The 15,110-nt window shown below is 45.1% G+C and carries 11 protein-coding genes; 5 read left to right on the top strand and 6 right to left on the bottom strand.

Features of this window, described 5'->3' with window-relative positions; all coding sequences use genetic code 11:
- Nucleotides 1–494: 494 nt before the first annotated feature.
- The 3 genes from BN1209_RS03655 to BN1209_RS03645 all read right to left on the bottom strand — a co-directional run bounded on the left by BN1209_RS03655 (nt 495) and on the right by BN1209_RS03645 (nt 4,663).
- A complete protein-coding gene (locus BN1209_RS03655) occupies nt 495–920 on the bottom strand; it encodes a group II truncated hemoglobin (RefSeq protein ID WP_045750999.1) in 426 nt (141 codons plus the stop codon).
- The gene (gene purT, locus BN1209_RS03650; RefSeq protein WP_045750998.1) at nt 920–2,119 is read right to left on the bottom strand and encodes a formate-dependent phosphoribosylglycinamide formyltransferase; all 1,200 of its coding nucleotides are present in this window, start codon (nt 2,117–2,119) and stop codon (nt 920–922) included. The genes BN1209_RS03655 and purT overlap by 1 nt, the downstream gene beginning before the upstream one ends.
- A gap of 144 nt (nt 2,120–2,263) precedes the next feature.
- Nucleotides 2,264–4,663, bottom strand: a complete 2,400-nt coding sequence (locus tag BN1209_RS03645; RefSeq protein WP_144402540.1) for a TonB-dependent receptor — start codon at nt 4,661–4,663, stop codon at nt 2,264–2,266.
- Nucleotides 4,664–4,843: 180 nt separating this feature from the next.
- On the opposite strand from BN1209_RS03645, the gene BN1209_RS03640 reads away from it, so the two are divergent.
- The 5 genes from BN1209_RS03640 to BN1209_RS03620 all read left to right on the top strand — a co-directional run bounded on the left by BN1209_RS03640 (nt 4,844) and on the right by BN1209_RS03620 (nt 8,838).
- Complete coding sequence (locus tag BN1209_RS03640; RefSeq protein ID WP_045750997.1) at nt 4,844–6,187, top strand: histidine kinase; 1,344 nt, start codon at nt 4,844–4,846, stop codon at nt 6,185–6,187.
- A gap of 11 nt (nt 6,188–6,198) precedes the next feature.
- A complete protein-coding gene (locus tag BN1209_RS03635; protein WP_045750996.1) occupies nt 6,199–6,846 on the top strand; it encodes a response regulator in 648 nt (215 codons plus the stop codon).
- Between the two features lie 350 nt (nt 6,847–7,196).
- On the top strand, nt 7,197–7,664 hold the full coding sequence (locus tag BN1209_RS03630) for a hypothetical protein (protein ID WP_045750995.1): 468 nt from the start codon (nt 7,197–7,199) through the stop codon (nt 7,662–7,664).
- Nucleotides 7,657–8,202 carry a helix-turn-helix transcriptional regulator gene (locus BN1209_RS08875; protein WP_052661086.1) on the top strand — a complete coding sequence of 182 codons (546 nt, stop codon included), beginning with the start codon at nt 7,657–7,659 and terminating at the stop codon, nt 8,200–8,202. Before BN1209_RS03630 ends, BN1209_RS08875 begins: the two co-directional genes overlap by 8 nt.
- A gap of 132 nt (nt 8,203–8,334) precedes the next feature.
- The gene (locus BN1209_RS03620; RefSeq protein WP_045750994.1) at nt 8,335–8,838 is read left to right on the top strand and encodes a PepSY domain-containing protein; all 504 of its coding nucleotides are present in this window, start codon (nt 8,335–8,337) and stop codon (nt 8,836–8,838) included.
- A gap of 173 nt (nt 8,839–9,011) precedes the next feature.
- Here BN1209_RS03620 and tilS read toward each other — a convergent pair whose 3' ends face one another.
- The 3 genes from tilS to dnaE all read right to left on the bottom strand — a co-directional run bounded on the left by tilS (nt 9,012) and on the right by dnaE (nt 15,072).
- Nucleotides 9,012–10,343 carry a tRNA lysidine(34) synthetase TilS gene (gene tilS, locus BN1209_RS03615; protein ID WP_045750993.1) on the bottom strand — a complete coding sequence of 444 codons (1,332 nt, stop codon included), beginning with the start codon at nt 10,341–10,343 and terminating at the stop codon, nt 9,012–9,014.
- 251 nt (nt 10,344–10,594) lie between these two features.
- On the bottom strand, nt 10,595–11,581 hold the full coding sequence (locus tag BN1209_RS03610; RefSeq protein ID WP_045750992.1) for an acetyl-CoA carboxylase carboxyltransferase subunit alpha: 987 nt from the start codon (nt 11,579–11,581) through the stop codon (nt 10,595–10,597).
- Between the two features lie 29 nt (nt 11,582–11,610).
- Nucleotides 11,611–15,072 carry a DNA polymerase III subunit alpha gene (gene dnaE / locus BN1209_RS03605; RefSeq protein ID WP_045751944.1) on the bottom strand — a complete coding sequence of 1,154 codons (3,462 nt, stop codon included), beginning with the start codon at nt 15,070–15,072 and terminating at the stop codon, nt 11,611–11,613.
- Nucleotides 15,073–15,110 lie beyond the last annotated feature (38 nt).

Here is a 15,110-nt window from a genome sequence, read left to right as displayed (position 1 = left end):
TGGATCCCGCATCACGTGCGGGATGACAGCAAGACTGATCAAGAATGAATTGTCATGCCGGACCTGATCCGGCATCCATTTTATGTTTAGCAAGTTTATCTTTAAACCCGTCAATGGTTAGCTAATCGAAAGATTAATAGCTCATACTTCGACAAGCTCAGCCAGTAAATGGCTTCCCCAATTAAAGGCTAACTTTGTTGAAGTCGTCACAATCTGTGACCACCTATTTTATCGGCATTGATAATGCTTAAGTTTACATACAACATGGATCCCGCATCACGTGCGGGATGACAGCAAGACTGATCAAGAATGAATTGTCATGCCGGACCTGATCCGGCATCCATTTTATGTTTAGCAAGTTTATCTTTAAACCCGTCAATGGTTAGCTAATCGAAAGATTAATAGCTCATACTTCGACAAGCTCAGCCAGTAAATGGCTTCCCCAATTAACTATGCCAGTAAACTGGCATAGTTAAAGTGTGAAGTGAGAATGGTTATACACCTAAATGAGTGTCGGAATTTCGCATAAAATCCGCAACAGACCAAAGCGCCTGGGCCAGTCTCAACACCATTGGCTCTTCCATCTTAATTTCGTGCATTGCACGTACCATGCAAAACATCCACTGGTCACGCTCGGACTCACCAATTGCAAAAGGCATGTGACGACGACGAAGCATCGGGTGGCCATAGCGCTCGATATAAAGCGAAGGGCCGCCAGACCATCCTGTCAGGAACATAAAGAGCTTCTCGCGGGCTTCAGTGAGATCTGCGGCATGCATAGCACGAATCCCTGCGGCTTTTGGATCTGAGTCCATGATGTCGTAAAACTTCTCGACTAAATCACGGATTTTTTCAGCGCCGCCTAGTTCTTCGAATAGGGTTTTTTGGCTGGTGCCAACTGCATCTTCTTCCAAAGTCATTAATTAGCCTTTGTTTTAACGAGGCTAGAAGCCAGCGTCGCTCTTGAACGCGCTTCATCGACATCTTTACCTGTCGCCAAAGCAACCCCCATACGGCGGCGTTCAAATGACTCTGGCTTACCGAATAAACGAATATCAGACTCTGGCACTTCCAAGGCTTTTTCGATGCCTTCAAAGCTCAAGTTTTTGGAGTCCACACCGCCATAAATCACTGCACTCGCGCCAGGTACGCGCATTTCAGCATTCACTGGTAAACCCAAAATCGCACGAGCGTGCAATTCAAATTCATTAAAACGCTGTGTTGCCATGGTCACCATGCCGGTGTCATGGGGACGTGGGCTGACTTCTGAGAACCACACTTGGTCGCCATTCACAAACAGCTCTACGCCAAACAAACCTAAACCACCAAGATCGTCCGTCACCGCTTTGGCAATACGCTGAGCTTCAACAAGCGCATTCTTGGTCATGGCTTGCGGTTGCCAGCTTTCCACGTAATCACCACGTTTTTGCAAATGGCCAATTGGCTCGCAGAATGATGTGACTACTTCGCCTGCCGCATTTTTTGAGCGAATAGTGAGCAAGGTAATTTCATAATCAAAATCAATTTGGCCTTCCACAATCACCACCCCTTGGTTTACACGACCACCAGAGGCGGCATATTCCCATGCACCAGCCACTTCGCTCGCATTGGTAATGCGTGATTGGCCTTTGCCTGAAGATGACATGGTAGGCTTAATAAAGCATGGATAGCCAATACCGCCATCAATGGCATCTTGTAACTCTTGCTGACTTCGCGCAAACGCGTAAGGGGAAGTTGGAAGACAAAGAGTCTCAGCCGCTAAACGGCGAATGCCTTCACGGTTCATGGTGAGTTGCACAGCCCGCACAGTTGGAATCACTTGCGCCAAGCCTGCTTGTTCGATTTCAGCAAGTGTTTGTGTATTTAAAGCCTCAATCTCAGGCACGATTAAATGCGGGCGTTCTTTTTTAACAATCGCCATCAAAGCATCACCATCAGTCATATCAATGACATGGGCACGATGCGCTACCTGATGACCAGGCGCATTGGCATAACGATCCACCGCAATCACCTCAACCCCTAAGCGCTGCAAGGCAATGATGACCTCCTTACCTAGCTCGCCGCTACCAAGCAGCATGACGCGTGTTGCACTAGGGCTTAAAGGGCTGCCGATTTCCATGAATAACTCCGATGAAGATGGATTTGAGTAAGGCTAAATTTTAACATGAAGGGCTAGGCTTCATCTTTAGAAAATAACAGCCATAAAAAAACGGCTCGCCTGCACTAAACAGGGAGCCGTTTTTTATTAACACTGACTAAAGGATTATTGTGCTTTTGGTGCTAAAAACTCATAACGCACACCTACCCAACCAGCACGTGGTGCGCCAGGAGAGAAGAAGCCTGATGGATTGCCGTTTGCATCAAATGAACCGTTTGATGTGAACATGGTTTCACCCATCAAACCACCGTTGTTGTACTCAGTATCAAATACGTTGATGGCTTTACCAAACACACTCCACCCATTACCGATGTTGTAACGTGTATCTAAGTTAACAATCGCATAGCCAGCGACCTTGCCATTACCTTCATAAAAGCCTGGGGTATTAGCAACATGACTATTATTTTCATTACCACGCATGTAACGATCTGAGAAGGCTGTAATGTTAGAGCCTACAGTCCAATCTGGTGTGACAGCGTAAGTCAAACGCACCTTAAGTTGATGCGCTGGAATGTTTGCCAAACGATCACCTTTTCGAACATTTATAACGTCATTACCACCACCGTCCGTGTAAGCTGTTGAATTTACTTCATTCGCCAAGCTTAAGTCATTTTGATAGGTTGCATCTACATAACTATATCCAACATTCCAACCAAATTGCCCTAACTTACCTGCCAAGCTGGTATCGATCCCCACACGACGTGTTTTACCAACGTTATCAAAATAGCCCATGTTATTGATGGTTGAAGGCGTAGTAATAAATTGAATATCATTACTATTTTCTGTGCGATAAACAGCTGCAGACCAACGAATATCTTCCGTTAAATTACCACGCAAACCACCCTCGAATGTTCTAGCGACCACTTGCTTCAGAGGTGGATCACCGGCCATCGCATTTGGTAATTTACATGGTGCATATTGATTTGCACAACCTAGTTCCATAGAAGTTGGCGCGCGGTTACCTTCGTTATAGGAGCCGTAAACCGTCAAATCTTTAGTCGGCGTAAAGTTCAAGCCAAGCGCTGGGTTAATACGTGAAAAAGTATGATTGCCTGTTAAAGTTTCATCACTAGCCAAATAATTCGGATCACTAGGTAGTAATGTATATGACTGACCTGGTGCATTAATTTGATCCACATTATCCACTTTAACGTGGTTATAGCGGGCCGAACCGGTGACATGCCAATAATCATTCAATGACAATGTATTTGTACCAAACAAACTCCAAGTCTTTGTTTTACCATGAAGGTTGGTAGTGATTTCAGCATCGTAAAGTGGATCAATCCCTCTTGAAGCATTAATACTACCAAGCTGTTCAGATTGATTAAATTTGATTTTAGATATGTCATAAGATGCACCAATAACAAATTGGTTAGATTTTCCAGCAAGCGCTTGATTAAATGTTAACTGGCCATTCAAACCATAAGATTGCTGCTTAGTAGAACTGCGATTAATTGCACCAGAACACCATTCATCTGCATCACCGCCAGTATTAGCTAAACAGTCACTTTGGTATGCGGCTAAATTGGTGTCGTCTCCAGTATAACCATCATTCACATCACCATTCAAAGTCTTACGTTTTGAATTACGGTAATAAGCATTACCACTAAACATCACATCATCGTTAAACCAGTGGCTTGCAGATAGATTTAGGAACGAAAGCGTATTTCTAGTTTGATCCGGCTTCGTATGGATTGTGCTACGACCAAGCGTTTGCATTAATTCACGTTGCACCAAGCCGTTACCAATCATGTCGTTGTTGGCATTGGTGTAGCTTAAATCGATTTTAGTAGTTTCATTTTGCCAACCCACCTTACCAAAGAACTGACGAACGTCCGTTGGTGAAGCTTGGCGCCAGCCATCTTCGCTAAACGCATTGGCTGAGAAGAAATAGTCAACTGAACCGTCTTTACTCACACCGCCGATTTCAGCTGAACCCGTTTTACGGCCCCATGAACCTGCTGAAAGCTCAGCTGCACCACCTTGATGGGTACGACCACTTTTCGTTTGCACTGAAATTGCGCCGCCCAAGGTATTTAAACCGAATAACGGGTTAGTACCAGGAATTAGCGACATATTTGCAATTGCGTTCATTGGAATCAAGTCCCAGTTCACTGCATCGCCAAATGATTCATTCACACGCACACCATCCACATAAACTGACATGCCTTGTGGCGTGCCGAGTAATGGTGAAGCTGTGAAGCCACGGAAAGTCACGTCTGGCTGGAATGGGTTATTTTGTGTATCTACAACGCTCACGCCTTGCAAATTATTATTCATATAATCTGCAATGGTCACGCTTTGTTGTTTTTTAAATTCGTCGCCATTCACCAATTGAATATTGGCAGGCACTTTATTAATCGACAAACCAATGCCTGGCATTGGTGTGGTGCTTACCACGTCTACTTTGTCTGCTTTGATTGCATCTGCCGCATAAGCCGATGTTGCTGCAAGTACGCCTGCAACCGCTAAAGCAATCGGTTTTAATTTTACGTTCACCATCATATCTCCGAGTAAATTCCAATGAGACGTTTTGCACGCCTTTTAACATGTCCAGCACTTTAACAAAGCCAAATTGGTAAAGCATTAGGAAAAACTCCCGAATTAGGGGCTTTTGTTTCCTTTTATCAGCCCCCAGCGCTATAGTGAGAACCTGTTTTTAGATTACATTTTAGGTAACAAACCTTGACCCTTAAACTCCGCTTAAACTTAATTATTACCGCGCTTCTTTTGGTGGTGATGTTTGCTGGCGCTTATTTATCGCTCAACAATGCGCGTCAAAACGCGCATGCAGAGGTTGTTTCGGCTGAGAAATTAGTGCTTTATTTGTTTGACACAGCGATTCTCAACGACCCTAACTTAGCCCAAAGAAAGCTCGCAACCAACGGCTTTCATCTTCAGCAACTCAAGCACATGCGGCATTTAAAGATTGAGCTGATTGATAGCATGGGCAAGGTGATTGATAGCAACCAAACCCAAGATGGTCAGACGTTTCAGAATGAGGCGCCGGCTTGGTTTGAGCGCTTGCTAAATCAGCTTACTGAACAATGGGAGCCTTCTGTCCGCAAATTAGAATATCAGGGCATTATTTTGGGTGAGTTGGTAATTACGCCTGATCCAACGTATGAATATGCCGAGAAGTGGAAACAAATTACTGACCTCCTCACCCTTGTGTTGATATTTTTTGTGTTGGTTAACCTCATGGTGATGTGGGCGGTATCGCAAGCACTCAAGCCAACGAATAAAATTTTAGATGCACTCAATGAGCTTGAAAATGGCAATTTAGCGGCTCGCCTCCCCGCTTTTAAGCTGCCTGAGTTATCGCGCATCGGCGAAAAATTTAACCGCATGGTGGAAAAGCTTCAACTGAGCATTTTGCAAAATCACAAACTGACTCAACAACTGATTACCCTGCAAGAGGAAGAGCGTAAAAACCTAGCACGTGAGTTACATGATGAATTTGGCCAATGCCTTACCGCGATTAATACTGATGCAAGCGTGATTTCGAAAGTCGCTGATAAAAAATATCCTGAGCTTAAAGAAAGTGCTATCGCCATTAGCCAACTTTCAAAGCACTTGATTGATATGGTGAGCGGCCTGCTCCAACAGCTACGCCCTGGTATTCTTGATGAGCTAGGCCTTGCGCTTGCTTTGCAGGATTTAGTGGATACATGGAAATCGCGACACAAAAACATTGCCTGCGAGATTAAGATAAGCGGCATTAATGAAGACCTGAGCGAGGCGATCAGCGTGGCTATTTATCGTCTTGTGCAAGAAAGCCTGACTAATGTGGCGCGCCATGCGGAAGCCTCCAAAGTCAATATAGAGGTATTCAAGCTTACTCAGTCTGGTAAGGACGGACTTCAGGTGATGGTGAAAGATAACGGCAAAGGCTTTTTAGCTGAACAAAGCAGCGGCTTTGGCTTACCCGGCATGCGTGAACGCGTTGAAGGGCTTGGCGGATCGTTCAATATCCAGTCTAGCAACGGCACGGAAATCAACGCTTGGATAGCGATCAAGCCTTATTAAGAAAATAACGAATGAGCACAAACAACCCCATCCGAGTAATGCTTGTTGATGATCACGCCGTGGTGAGGGCTGGCGTTCGTCGTCTGCTTGAGCAAGACGAAAGATTTAGCGTTGTTGCTGAAGCGGAAACCGGCGAACGCGCTTATCAAATTTTTGGTGAACATTTACCAGACATCACTGTGCTGGATTTAAGTATGCCAGGCATCGGCGGCATGGAAACCATTAAACGCATGATTGCGCGATACCCTACCGCCAAAATTTTAGTGCTGTCCATGCATGAAAATGCTGCCTTTGCTAGCCAAGCACTCAAAGCGGGCGCAAAAGGCTACCTTGCTAAAAGCGGACTCGCTGAAGAACTGAGCAATGCGATTCAGTGGGTCATGACAGGCCAGACTTATTTGGGATCAGAAATCTCACACAAAATTGCCCTACAAATGCACAACACGCAGGGCGACCCGATGCAGTCGCTTTCAGCGCGAGAGTTTGAAATTTTTAGAATGTTGGTTGATGGTGTGGATTTAAGTAGCATCGCTACTACACTGAATATTAGTTTAAAAACTGTGGCTAATTATCAAACTACCATTAAACAAAAACTCGGCATCAATAGCCCAGTTGAAATGGTGAGGCTGGCCATTCGCTGCGGGTTGATTGAGAGTTAGTTTTACAATTCCAAACACCCCGCTGTCTTTCAGCAGTCGATGCATCATCCCTTTCTCTCGCTTTAATGCCGCACATGATGTTGCTCCCTACCCATGTCATGCCGCACTCGATGCGGCATCCATGTTGATATCAAAAGTCAACATGGACCCCGCATCAGACCGCAGCGATCTTGTCCGTGGAATATATCGGCTAACACAGATTATTCACACGCCAATATGCGGGGTGACACAACAAAAACACCAATCAGAAATTAGGAAAATCTCCCACCAATAATCGGGAGCATCTCACGATACAAACTACACTTGCCAGAATAGTATTAGTTACCTTTTTTCTAACCCGAGTAATCATTTTGGCGATTGTATTCAGCGAGCAATTTGCAGGCTTCTGCCCCTATTGCGACCAATCTATCTTAAAAAAAGCCGATTATTGCCATCACTGCGGAAAGTCACTTTATTCTGACCCAGCAGATCTCCAACCTTTGCGAGCACCCTTAAGTGCGTCTGCGTTTAATAGCCTTATTAAAGAAACAAGCCATTTATTTTTAATTTGGTGTTGCTGTATTTCACTACTGGGCGGGGCGGCTTTAATTGATTACTTTTACCACAGCATCAGTCCTATCATCATTGCCACGGTCGCCTTTATTTACGCTCAGATTTTTTTGACCGCGAAATTAGATGAGCTATCAACCGCGACTAAACACGCGCCCCAGCCGATTGCTTTCATTAGTTTGTTACTGCCAGTGATTGGCACCATTTTTTGCTATCAACATTTGATATTTTTAGCGCAAGCAAAAATACAAAGGCAAGCACTTGCCTAAGTTTAACTTTCATCTTCATGAACTGAAGGTTAAACAGCTATTAACCAAACTTTGGCTGCCAATTGCTTTGATTGTGATTTTGTTTTTGATTGATATCTCGTTTGATATTCGCGAGAGAATTAACCTTGGGCATTTAGCCATTGAATTTTTGATTTACCTAGTGATTATTTATATTGCATATATAGGCTATGGTTTTTACACGCTCGACAAAAAAAGCATTAATGCGGTCAAAGAAAACATCTCTGAACACACCACCGAACTTAAATATTGGCAAAATCAAAACAAGACACTTATTGACGGCTTATCTATCAAAATTCACCAGCAGTTCAAGCAATGGGGCTTAACACAAGCCGAAACAGATGTCGCGCTTTTGATCATTAAAGGCTTTAGCTTAGAGGAAATCGCTGGTCTTCGCGGTACCTCAGAAAGAACAATTCGTGACCAAGCGGCATCGGTTTATCACAAAGCCAAATTGAAAAATCGTACCGAACTGTCCGCCTACTTTTTAGAGGAGCTTCTAGCCCCTTTTCCTGATTAAACATTCATTGCCAAGTTTGAAACTTTTCTTATCCGTCATAAGTCGTATTCCTCAGTAAAAAGAACCCACTTAATATGCCGCCCTTGGCTTAAGTCGTTTTATCTATTTGGTATTTTTAATTAAGGAAAAGTTATGAAGAAAATTTCACTCGCACTTGCAGCACTTTTGGTCACCCTTCCAGCATTCGCAGCCCCTGCCCACAAAGGTGCAGTAGAGACTTGCTTAAAAGCAGCATTAGCAAAATACCCAGGCCAAGTGATTTCATTAGAAGCTGAAATCGAAAATGGTAAACCAATCTACGAGTTCGACATCAAGGGTAAAGACGGTAAAGAGTGGGAAGTGGAATGTGATGCAAAAACAGGCAAACTAACAGAAGCTGAAGAAGAGATTGACATAAAAGACCCGCGTTTTGCTTCAAAAGCAAAAGTGTCACTTGAAGATGCTAAGAAAATTGCTTTAGCGGCTAAACCAGGTGAGATCATCGAAACAGAAACTTCGATCGAAGCAGACGGTTCGATCTCATACGAATTTGATATTAAAGGCACTGACGGCAAAGAATGGGAAGTTGAAGTCGATGCGGTGACAGGTAAAATCGTTGAAATCGAAGAAGAAGTTTACCAAATCGGTTTAGATTAATTGATAGCTTTTGTGTTTGGGAGTATCTCCTAACGATTATCGGGAGCTATTCCGTTGGTGGCAATAGAATAGCGAGTTAACATGAGGTCGTATCATGAACCTCCTAAATACAAATCTTCATTTTTAAACAGCGCCTTGCGGCGCTGTTTTTCTATGTCCTAAATTTTTATGTTCTAAGCCTTGCTATCAGTTGCCCAGGTAATCACCAAGCCCATGTCACGCTCAGTGGCTTGCATCATGCAATTCACCCCAATATGTGGCACCACAGCCAGCGTGTCATCTAAGTAAATCAGCGGCAATCTTTCACGTAACCAAGGTGGCATATTCGCTTCTTGGAGTAGATGTTTGAGCGTACGCGTTGGCCTGGCCAAATCAGGCTTGAATCGCTCCCCACCCTGACGACTAGCAATACGGAGCTTGTGCCCACCAAGTCGATCTATCGCTAAGCCCTCGCCTTGTTTACGGTCAAAAAATAATTGCGTGCCATCTGGCATGGTCAAACTATCTTCACCCTGCCAAATCATGGTGATTTCAGAGGCCTGTTCAGGATGATTACTTTCGATATAGGCAAAGCCTTGATAACGCCTGAGGTAGATATCGTTTGCTTTATCTAACATCACTTTAATGCTCGCATCAGCGCCTGCAATCATTAGCTGAGTCAGCATGTCATCCAGTCTGTCTTTGCTGGGGGCTAAAAATCCTAAACTTGATAACCACCAACGAAATAGATTTTTTGCGCGGGGCAAAGTTAATGCGGCTAATAACTCAACATTCATTAGACCTTTAAGCAAACAAGTTTGCGCATCGATTTCCGCGAGTTCATCGAGCAAATCAGCCGCTTCGGCAATGTGGGCTGCTGAGCGGGCTAAGGTTGCGCTAGCTGCCAGAAAACGTGCTTTAAGCACCGGCATTACTTCATGGCGACAATAGTTGCGGTCATATTGCGTATCGAGATTACTCTCATCATCTATCCAAGCTAATTTAGCGCTTTTTGCGTAAGCCTCAATCTCTAACCTTGGAATATCGAGCAAGGGGCGTAGCAAGCTTCTATCTGAATCTTGCGCCGCCATTGCGGACAAGCCTTTTAACCCAGCCCCTCGGAGTAATTGCAGTAATAAGGTTTCTGCTTGGTCATCTTGATGGTGAGCTAGCAAGATGTAATCTGCGTTAGCCGCTAATAAAGCTTGATAGCGGGCTTCGCGAGCCGCCGCTTCTAAGCCCAAGCCAGCCCCCTTCTCAACGTTCAACTTGATGACTTCGAGCGACACTTTATAAGCTAAACAAGTATGAGCACAAAAGTCTGCCCATTGATCGGCATTTGGACTTAAACCATGATGCACATGCATTGCTTTAAGATTAAAGTTGAGTGTTTTTTTAGCTTGGGCTAAAGCATGCAGCAACACACAAGAGTCAACACCACCGCTAAATGCGAGAAGCAAAGTAGGTGTTGGGTTTAAAGGGATTGCTTGGCTTAAGAATTGCGTCACTTGCGCATGAATACGCATAAAGCCCGCATCAGGCGTGTTGGCTTGAATGCGGGCTTTACGGAGTGCGTGGGTTGAAGCTTTTGTAATGTTGAAACCTTTTTAAGGGACGCTTTTACCAACCAAATATAGTCGTTTTAATAAAATATAATTTTAATGTCGCCCCGGACTTGCTCCGGGGTCCAAATTTGATTTAATAAAATGGATCCCTGAGCAAGTCCGGGATGACATATAAAGTCAGCATGGCCAATCGAGAAAGATTGAATTTAAAGTTAGCGCTTAGGCGCTGCTGTTTTAACAGCAACCTCTTGGAACTTACCATAGCTCATTAAACGTTCATAACGCTGCGCTAATAGTTGATCAATCGGCTTACTTTCAACCGCTTTTAATTCTTCGCCAAGGGCTTTACGCAAGTTCTGCATCATTTGCTCTTGGTCGCGATGTGCGCCGCCCATCGGTTCAGCCACGATACGATCAACCAACCCCGCCGTTTTAAGGCGTGATGCAGTAATGCCCAAGGTTTCTGCTGCCACTGACGCTTGATCTGCACTCTTCCATAGAATAGAAGCACAGCCTTCTGGTGAAATCACGGAGTAAGTGGAATATTGCAACATCAATAGTTGATCGACCACGCCAAGTGCCAATGCACCGCCTGAGCCACCCTCACCGATAATCACACCAATGATCGGTGTTTTAAGTTCAGCCATGACATAAAGATTACGTGCAATCGCTTCAGATTGGCCGCGCTCTTCAGCACCAATGCCAGGATATGCACCCGGGGTGTCAATGAGGGTGATGATAGGTAAGCCGAATTTTTCAGCCATGCGATATAAACGCAAAGCTTTACGATAGCCCTCTGGACGTGGCATACCGAAGTTACGATATTGACGCTCTTTAACATCGCGGCCTTTTTGTTGACCAATCACCATCACCGACTTGCCATCAAAACGCGCTAAGCCACCAACAATGGCAGGGTCATCCGCAAAAGCACGGTCGCCATGCAGTTCTTCAAAGTCTGTAAATATATGTTGGATGTAATCTAAGGTGTAAGGGCGTTGTGGATGACGCGCGACTTGAGAGATCTGCCAAGCAGTGAGCTTGCCGTAGATATCTTTTGTCATTTCTTGATTTTTCTTTTGCAGACGATTGATTTCGTCATTGATATCAAGCGCAGAGCCATCTTGCACGTGGCGCAATTCGTCAATTTTCGCTTCAAGTTCAGCGATGGGTTGTTCAAAATCTAAAAAGCTTGTTTTCATATCAAGATGGGGTCTTATCAAAATTAGGTTTAATTATAGAGGATTTTTACGTTTTCTTCGCTTAACCAAGCTTTTAATCCGATTAATAAATCATCATGCAGCTCTACACGCCATTGCTCGCCAAGCATCATTTCTACTCTCGCTTGGCTGTTGTGATACTCCACTTTTACCGCACAACCACGATTATTTTGTTCAGCATTAGCGCGGCAATAAGGCGCTAAAAGCTCGCGTAATTTCACTGCGTCGGCCTGACCATTGCAGGATATTTTCAGCATGTTGGCATACGCACTGCGTGCTGAAGCAATGTCGTAAATCTTACGTACATTCACACGCACACCACCCGAGAAGTCATCATGACTTACGCGACCTTCAATCACCAACAGCTGGTCTTCTTTAATCAGATGTGCGTTCTGCGCAAGCATCTCACTCCCCACCACCACTTCAACACGGGATTTAGCATCATCTAAAGTCACAATCGCCATCTTGCCACGCTGGGTCATGCGAATACGGACGCCCATTACCACACCAGCCATGAGTTGCGGTTGATCTTGTGGCTTAAGATTACCTAAATCTGTGTGCACAAATGTTGTTAATTCTTTTTGATAGGCTTGGTATGGATGGCCGCTCAAGTAGAAACCTAGCGCCACTTTTTCTTGTTGTAACTTTTCAGGCTCAGCCCAAGCTGGCACCTTAGGCAAAATATGGGCAGCGCTATCAGACACCGCACCAAACAAGCTATTTTGACCACTTGCCGCACCACTTTGCTCGGCTGCACTAATGGCTAAATTGACCCCTGCTAACAAAGCATTACGATTAGGCTCTAGTTTGTCAAACGCGCCGGCACGAATGAGCGATTCAATCACGCGGCGATTCACTTTGCGCAAATCCAAGCGCGCGCAAAAATCGAATAAATCCTTAAATGGCCCATCTTGCTGACGCGCCGCAAGAATCACTTCAATCGCCGCCTCACCTGAGCCCTTCAGGGCACCTAAGCCATATAACACTTGCTTATCACTGATGGGCTTAAACTTGAATTCACTTTGATTAATATCCGGTGGCAGCACCTCTACCCCGTTACCCACACAGTCATCATAAAAAATATGCACGCTGTCTGTGTTGTTCATATCTGCAGACAAAGTAGCGGCTAAGAAAGCCGCAGGATAATGCGTTTTAAGATAGGCCGTATGGTAAGCCACCAAGGCATAAGCCGCCGCATGCGATTTATTAAAGCCGTAGCTCGCAAACTTCTCCATTAAATCGAATAAATCAGCGGCTTGCCTTTCAGGCGTGCCCTTTTGTTTAGCGCCGTCCACAAAAACGGCACGCTGGGCATCCATTTCTTCTTTTTTCTTTTTACCCATGGCACGACGAAGCAAGTCAGCGCCGCCAAGGCTATAGCCTCCGACGACCTGCGCAATCTGCATCACCTGCTCTTGATACACCATAATCCCGTAGGTTTCCTTGAGGATAGGCTCAACTGCTGGGTGCGGATATTCCACGCGCTGTAAGCCATGCTTACGACGGCAGAAGTCTGGAATCAAGTCCATCGGACCAGGACGATACAAAGCCACCAAGGCAATAATATCTTCAAAGCAGTCAGGCTTTGCTTGTTTAAGCATGTCCTTCATGCCGCGTGACTCTAGCTGGAATACCGCTGTGGTATTGGCTGATTTTAGAAGCTGATAAGTTGGCTTGTCGTCAATCGGCAAGGTCTCAAATGATAGCGCTGGCAGATTTTGCTCCGCGCGCTGCGCGTTCGCATTGACCAAGGCCATTTCTAAAATCGTCAGTGTGCGTAAGCCCAAAAAGTCAAACTTCACTAAACCAACCGCTTCTACGTCATCTTTATCGTATTGGCTCACCAAGCTATCGCCATTGGCTTGACAGTAAATCGGAGAGAAGTCAGAAATTTTACTTGGTGAAATTAGCACACCACCGGCATGCATACCGACGTTACGCGTTAAACCCTCAAGGCGAAGCGCTAACTCAAGTAGCTCTTTGACTTCTTCCTCTTGCTCACGACGTTCCGCTAATTGCGGCTCTTTCTCAAGCGCATCTTTAAGCGTAATACCAAGCTCTAACGGAATAAGCTTTGCAATGCCATCCACAAAATTAAAAGGCAAATCAAGCACACGCCCGACGTCGCGAATCACGGCCTTAGCCGCCATGGTACCGAAAGTGGCGATTTGAGAAACCGCCTCCAATCCGTACTTTTGCTTCACGTAATCAATGACGCGGTCACGACCTTCTTGGCAGAAGTCGATATCGAAGTCGGGCATAGAAACCCGCTCTGGGTTTAAGAAGCGCTCAAACAGCAAGGCGTATTGCAATGGATCAAGATCGGTAATGCCCAAGCTATAAGCCACAACTGAACCCGCACCAGAGCCCCGGCCAGGGCCAACAGGCACGCCGTTATGCTTAGCCCAGTTAATAAAATCCGCCACAATTAAAAAGTAGCCAGGGAAGCCCATTTGAATAATGATGCTGGTTTCAAAGGCAAGTCGCGCTTCATATTCTGGGGCTTTGGCGGCACGCTTTTCAGCATCTGGATAAAGCACTTCTAAGCGCTTAAGCAAACCTTCTTGCGCTTGTGTAACCAAATACTCATCCAAACCCTCGCCATTAGGTGTAGGAAATTGTGGCAAGAAGTTTTTACCCAAAGAAAGCGTTAAATTACAACGCTTGGCAATTTCCACGCTGTTCGCCAAAGCCTCTGGAATGTCCACAAAAAGCGCATTCATCTCTGCTTGGGTTTTGAAATATTGATCTTCGGTGAATGCTTTAGGACGACGCGTATCAGCCAGCACATAGCCTTCCGCAATACACACCCGCGCTTCATGTGCTTTAAAATCTTCCGTCTCGATAAACTGCACAGGATGTGTTGCCACCACAGGCAAGGCCAGCTGAGAAGCCAGCGCCACAGCACGAGAAATATAAGCCTCTTGTTGCGCATGGCCTGCGCGTTGAAGTTCGATATAAAAACGGTTAGGGAATAAATCTGCCCAAGCTTGTGCGAGCTGTTTAGCGGTTGCGGTATTACCCTGTAAAAGCGCTTGGCCTATATCACCCATCATGCCGCTAGAGAGCATGATTAAACCCTCTGAACCAGCCTCAATCAGCCACTCGCGTTTAATTTCCGGTTTACCACGATATTGATTTTCAAGATAAGCGCGACTGATCAGCGCGCAAAGTTTGGTGTAACCCACTAATGTTTGGCAAAGCAACATCACCCTGTAAGGCTGGTCGCGATTCGTTGAATTTTCAAGCCAAAGATCACAGCCTAAAATCGGCTTAACGCCATTGCCGCGGGCTTCTTTGTAAAACTTAATCGCGCCAAATAAATTGCTTAAATCTGTCAATGCCAAGGCTGGCATTTGGTCTTTTGTGGCATGCGCTACGTAATCATCAATACGCACCGTTCCGTCCACAATGGAATACTCACTGTGGCAACGCAAATGAACAAATGAAGGTTGAGATAAATTGACTGACATAGCATTGAATTTTACCTGATTGAAGTACCCATGTCGCA

The sequence above is a fragment of the Candidatus Methylopumilus turicensis genome, from assembly GCF_000953015.1.
GTDB lineage: Bacteria > Pseudomonadota > Gammaproteobacteria > Burkholderiales > Methylophilaceae > Methylopumilus_A > Methylopumilus_A turicensis.
The sequence above is the reverse complement of the archived record's forward strand: the minus strand, read 5'-3'. Positions and strand labels throughout refer to the sequence as shown.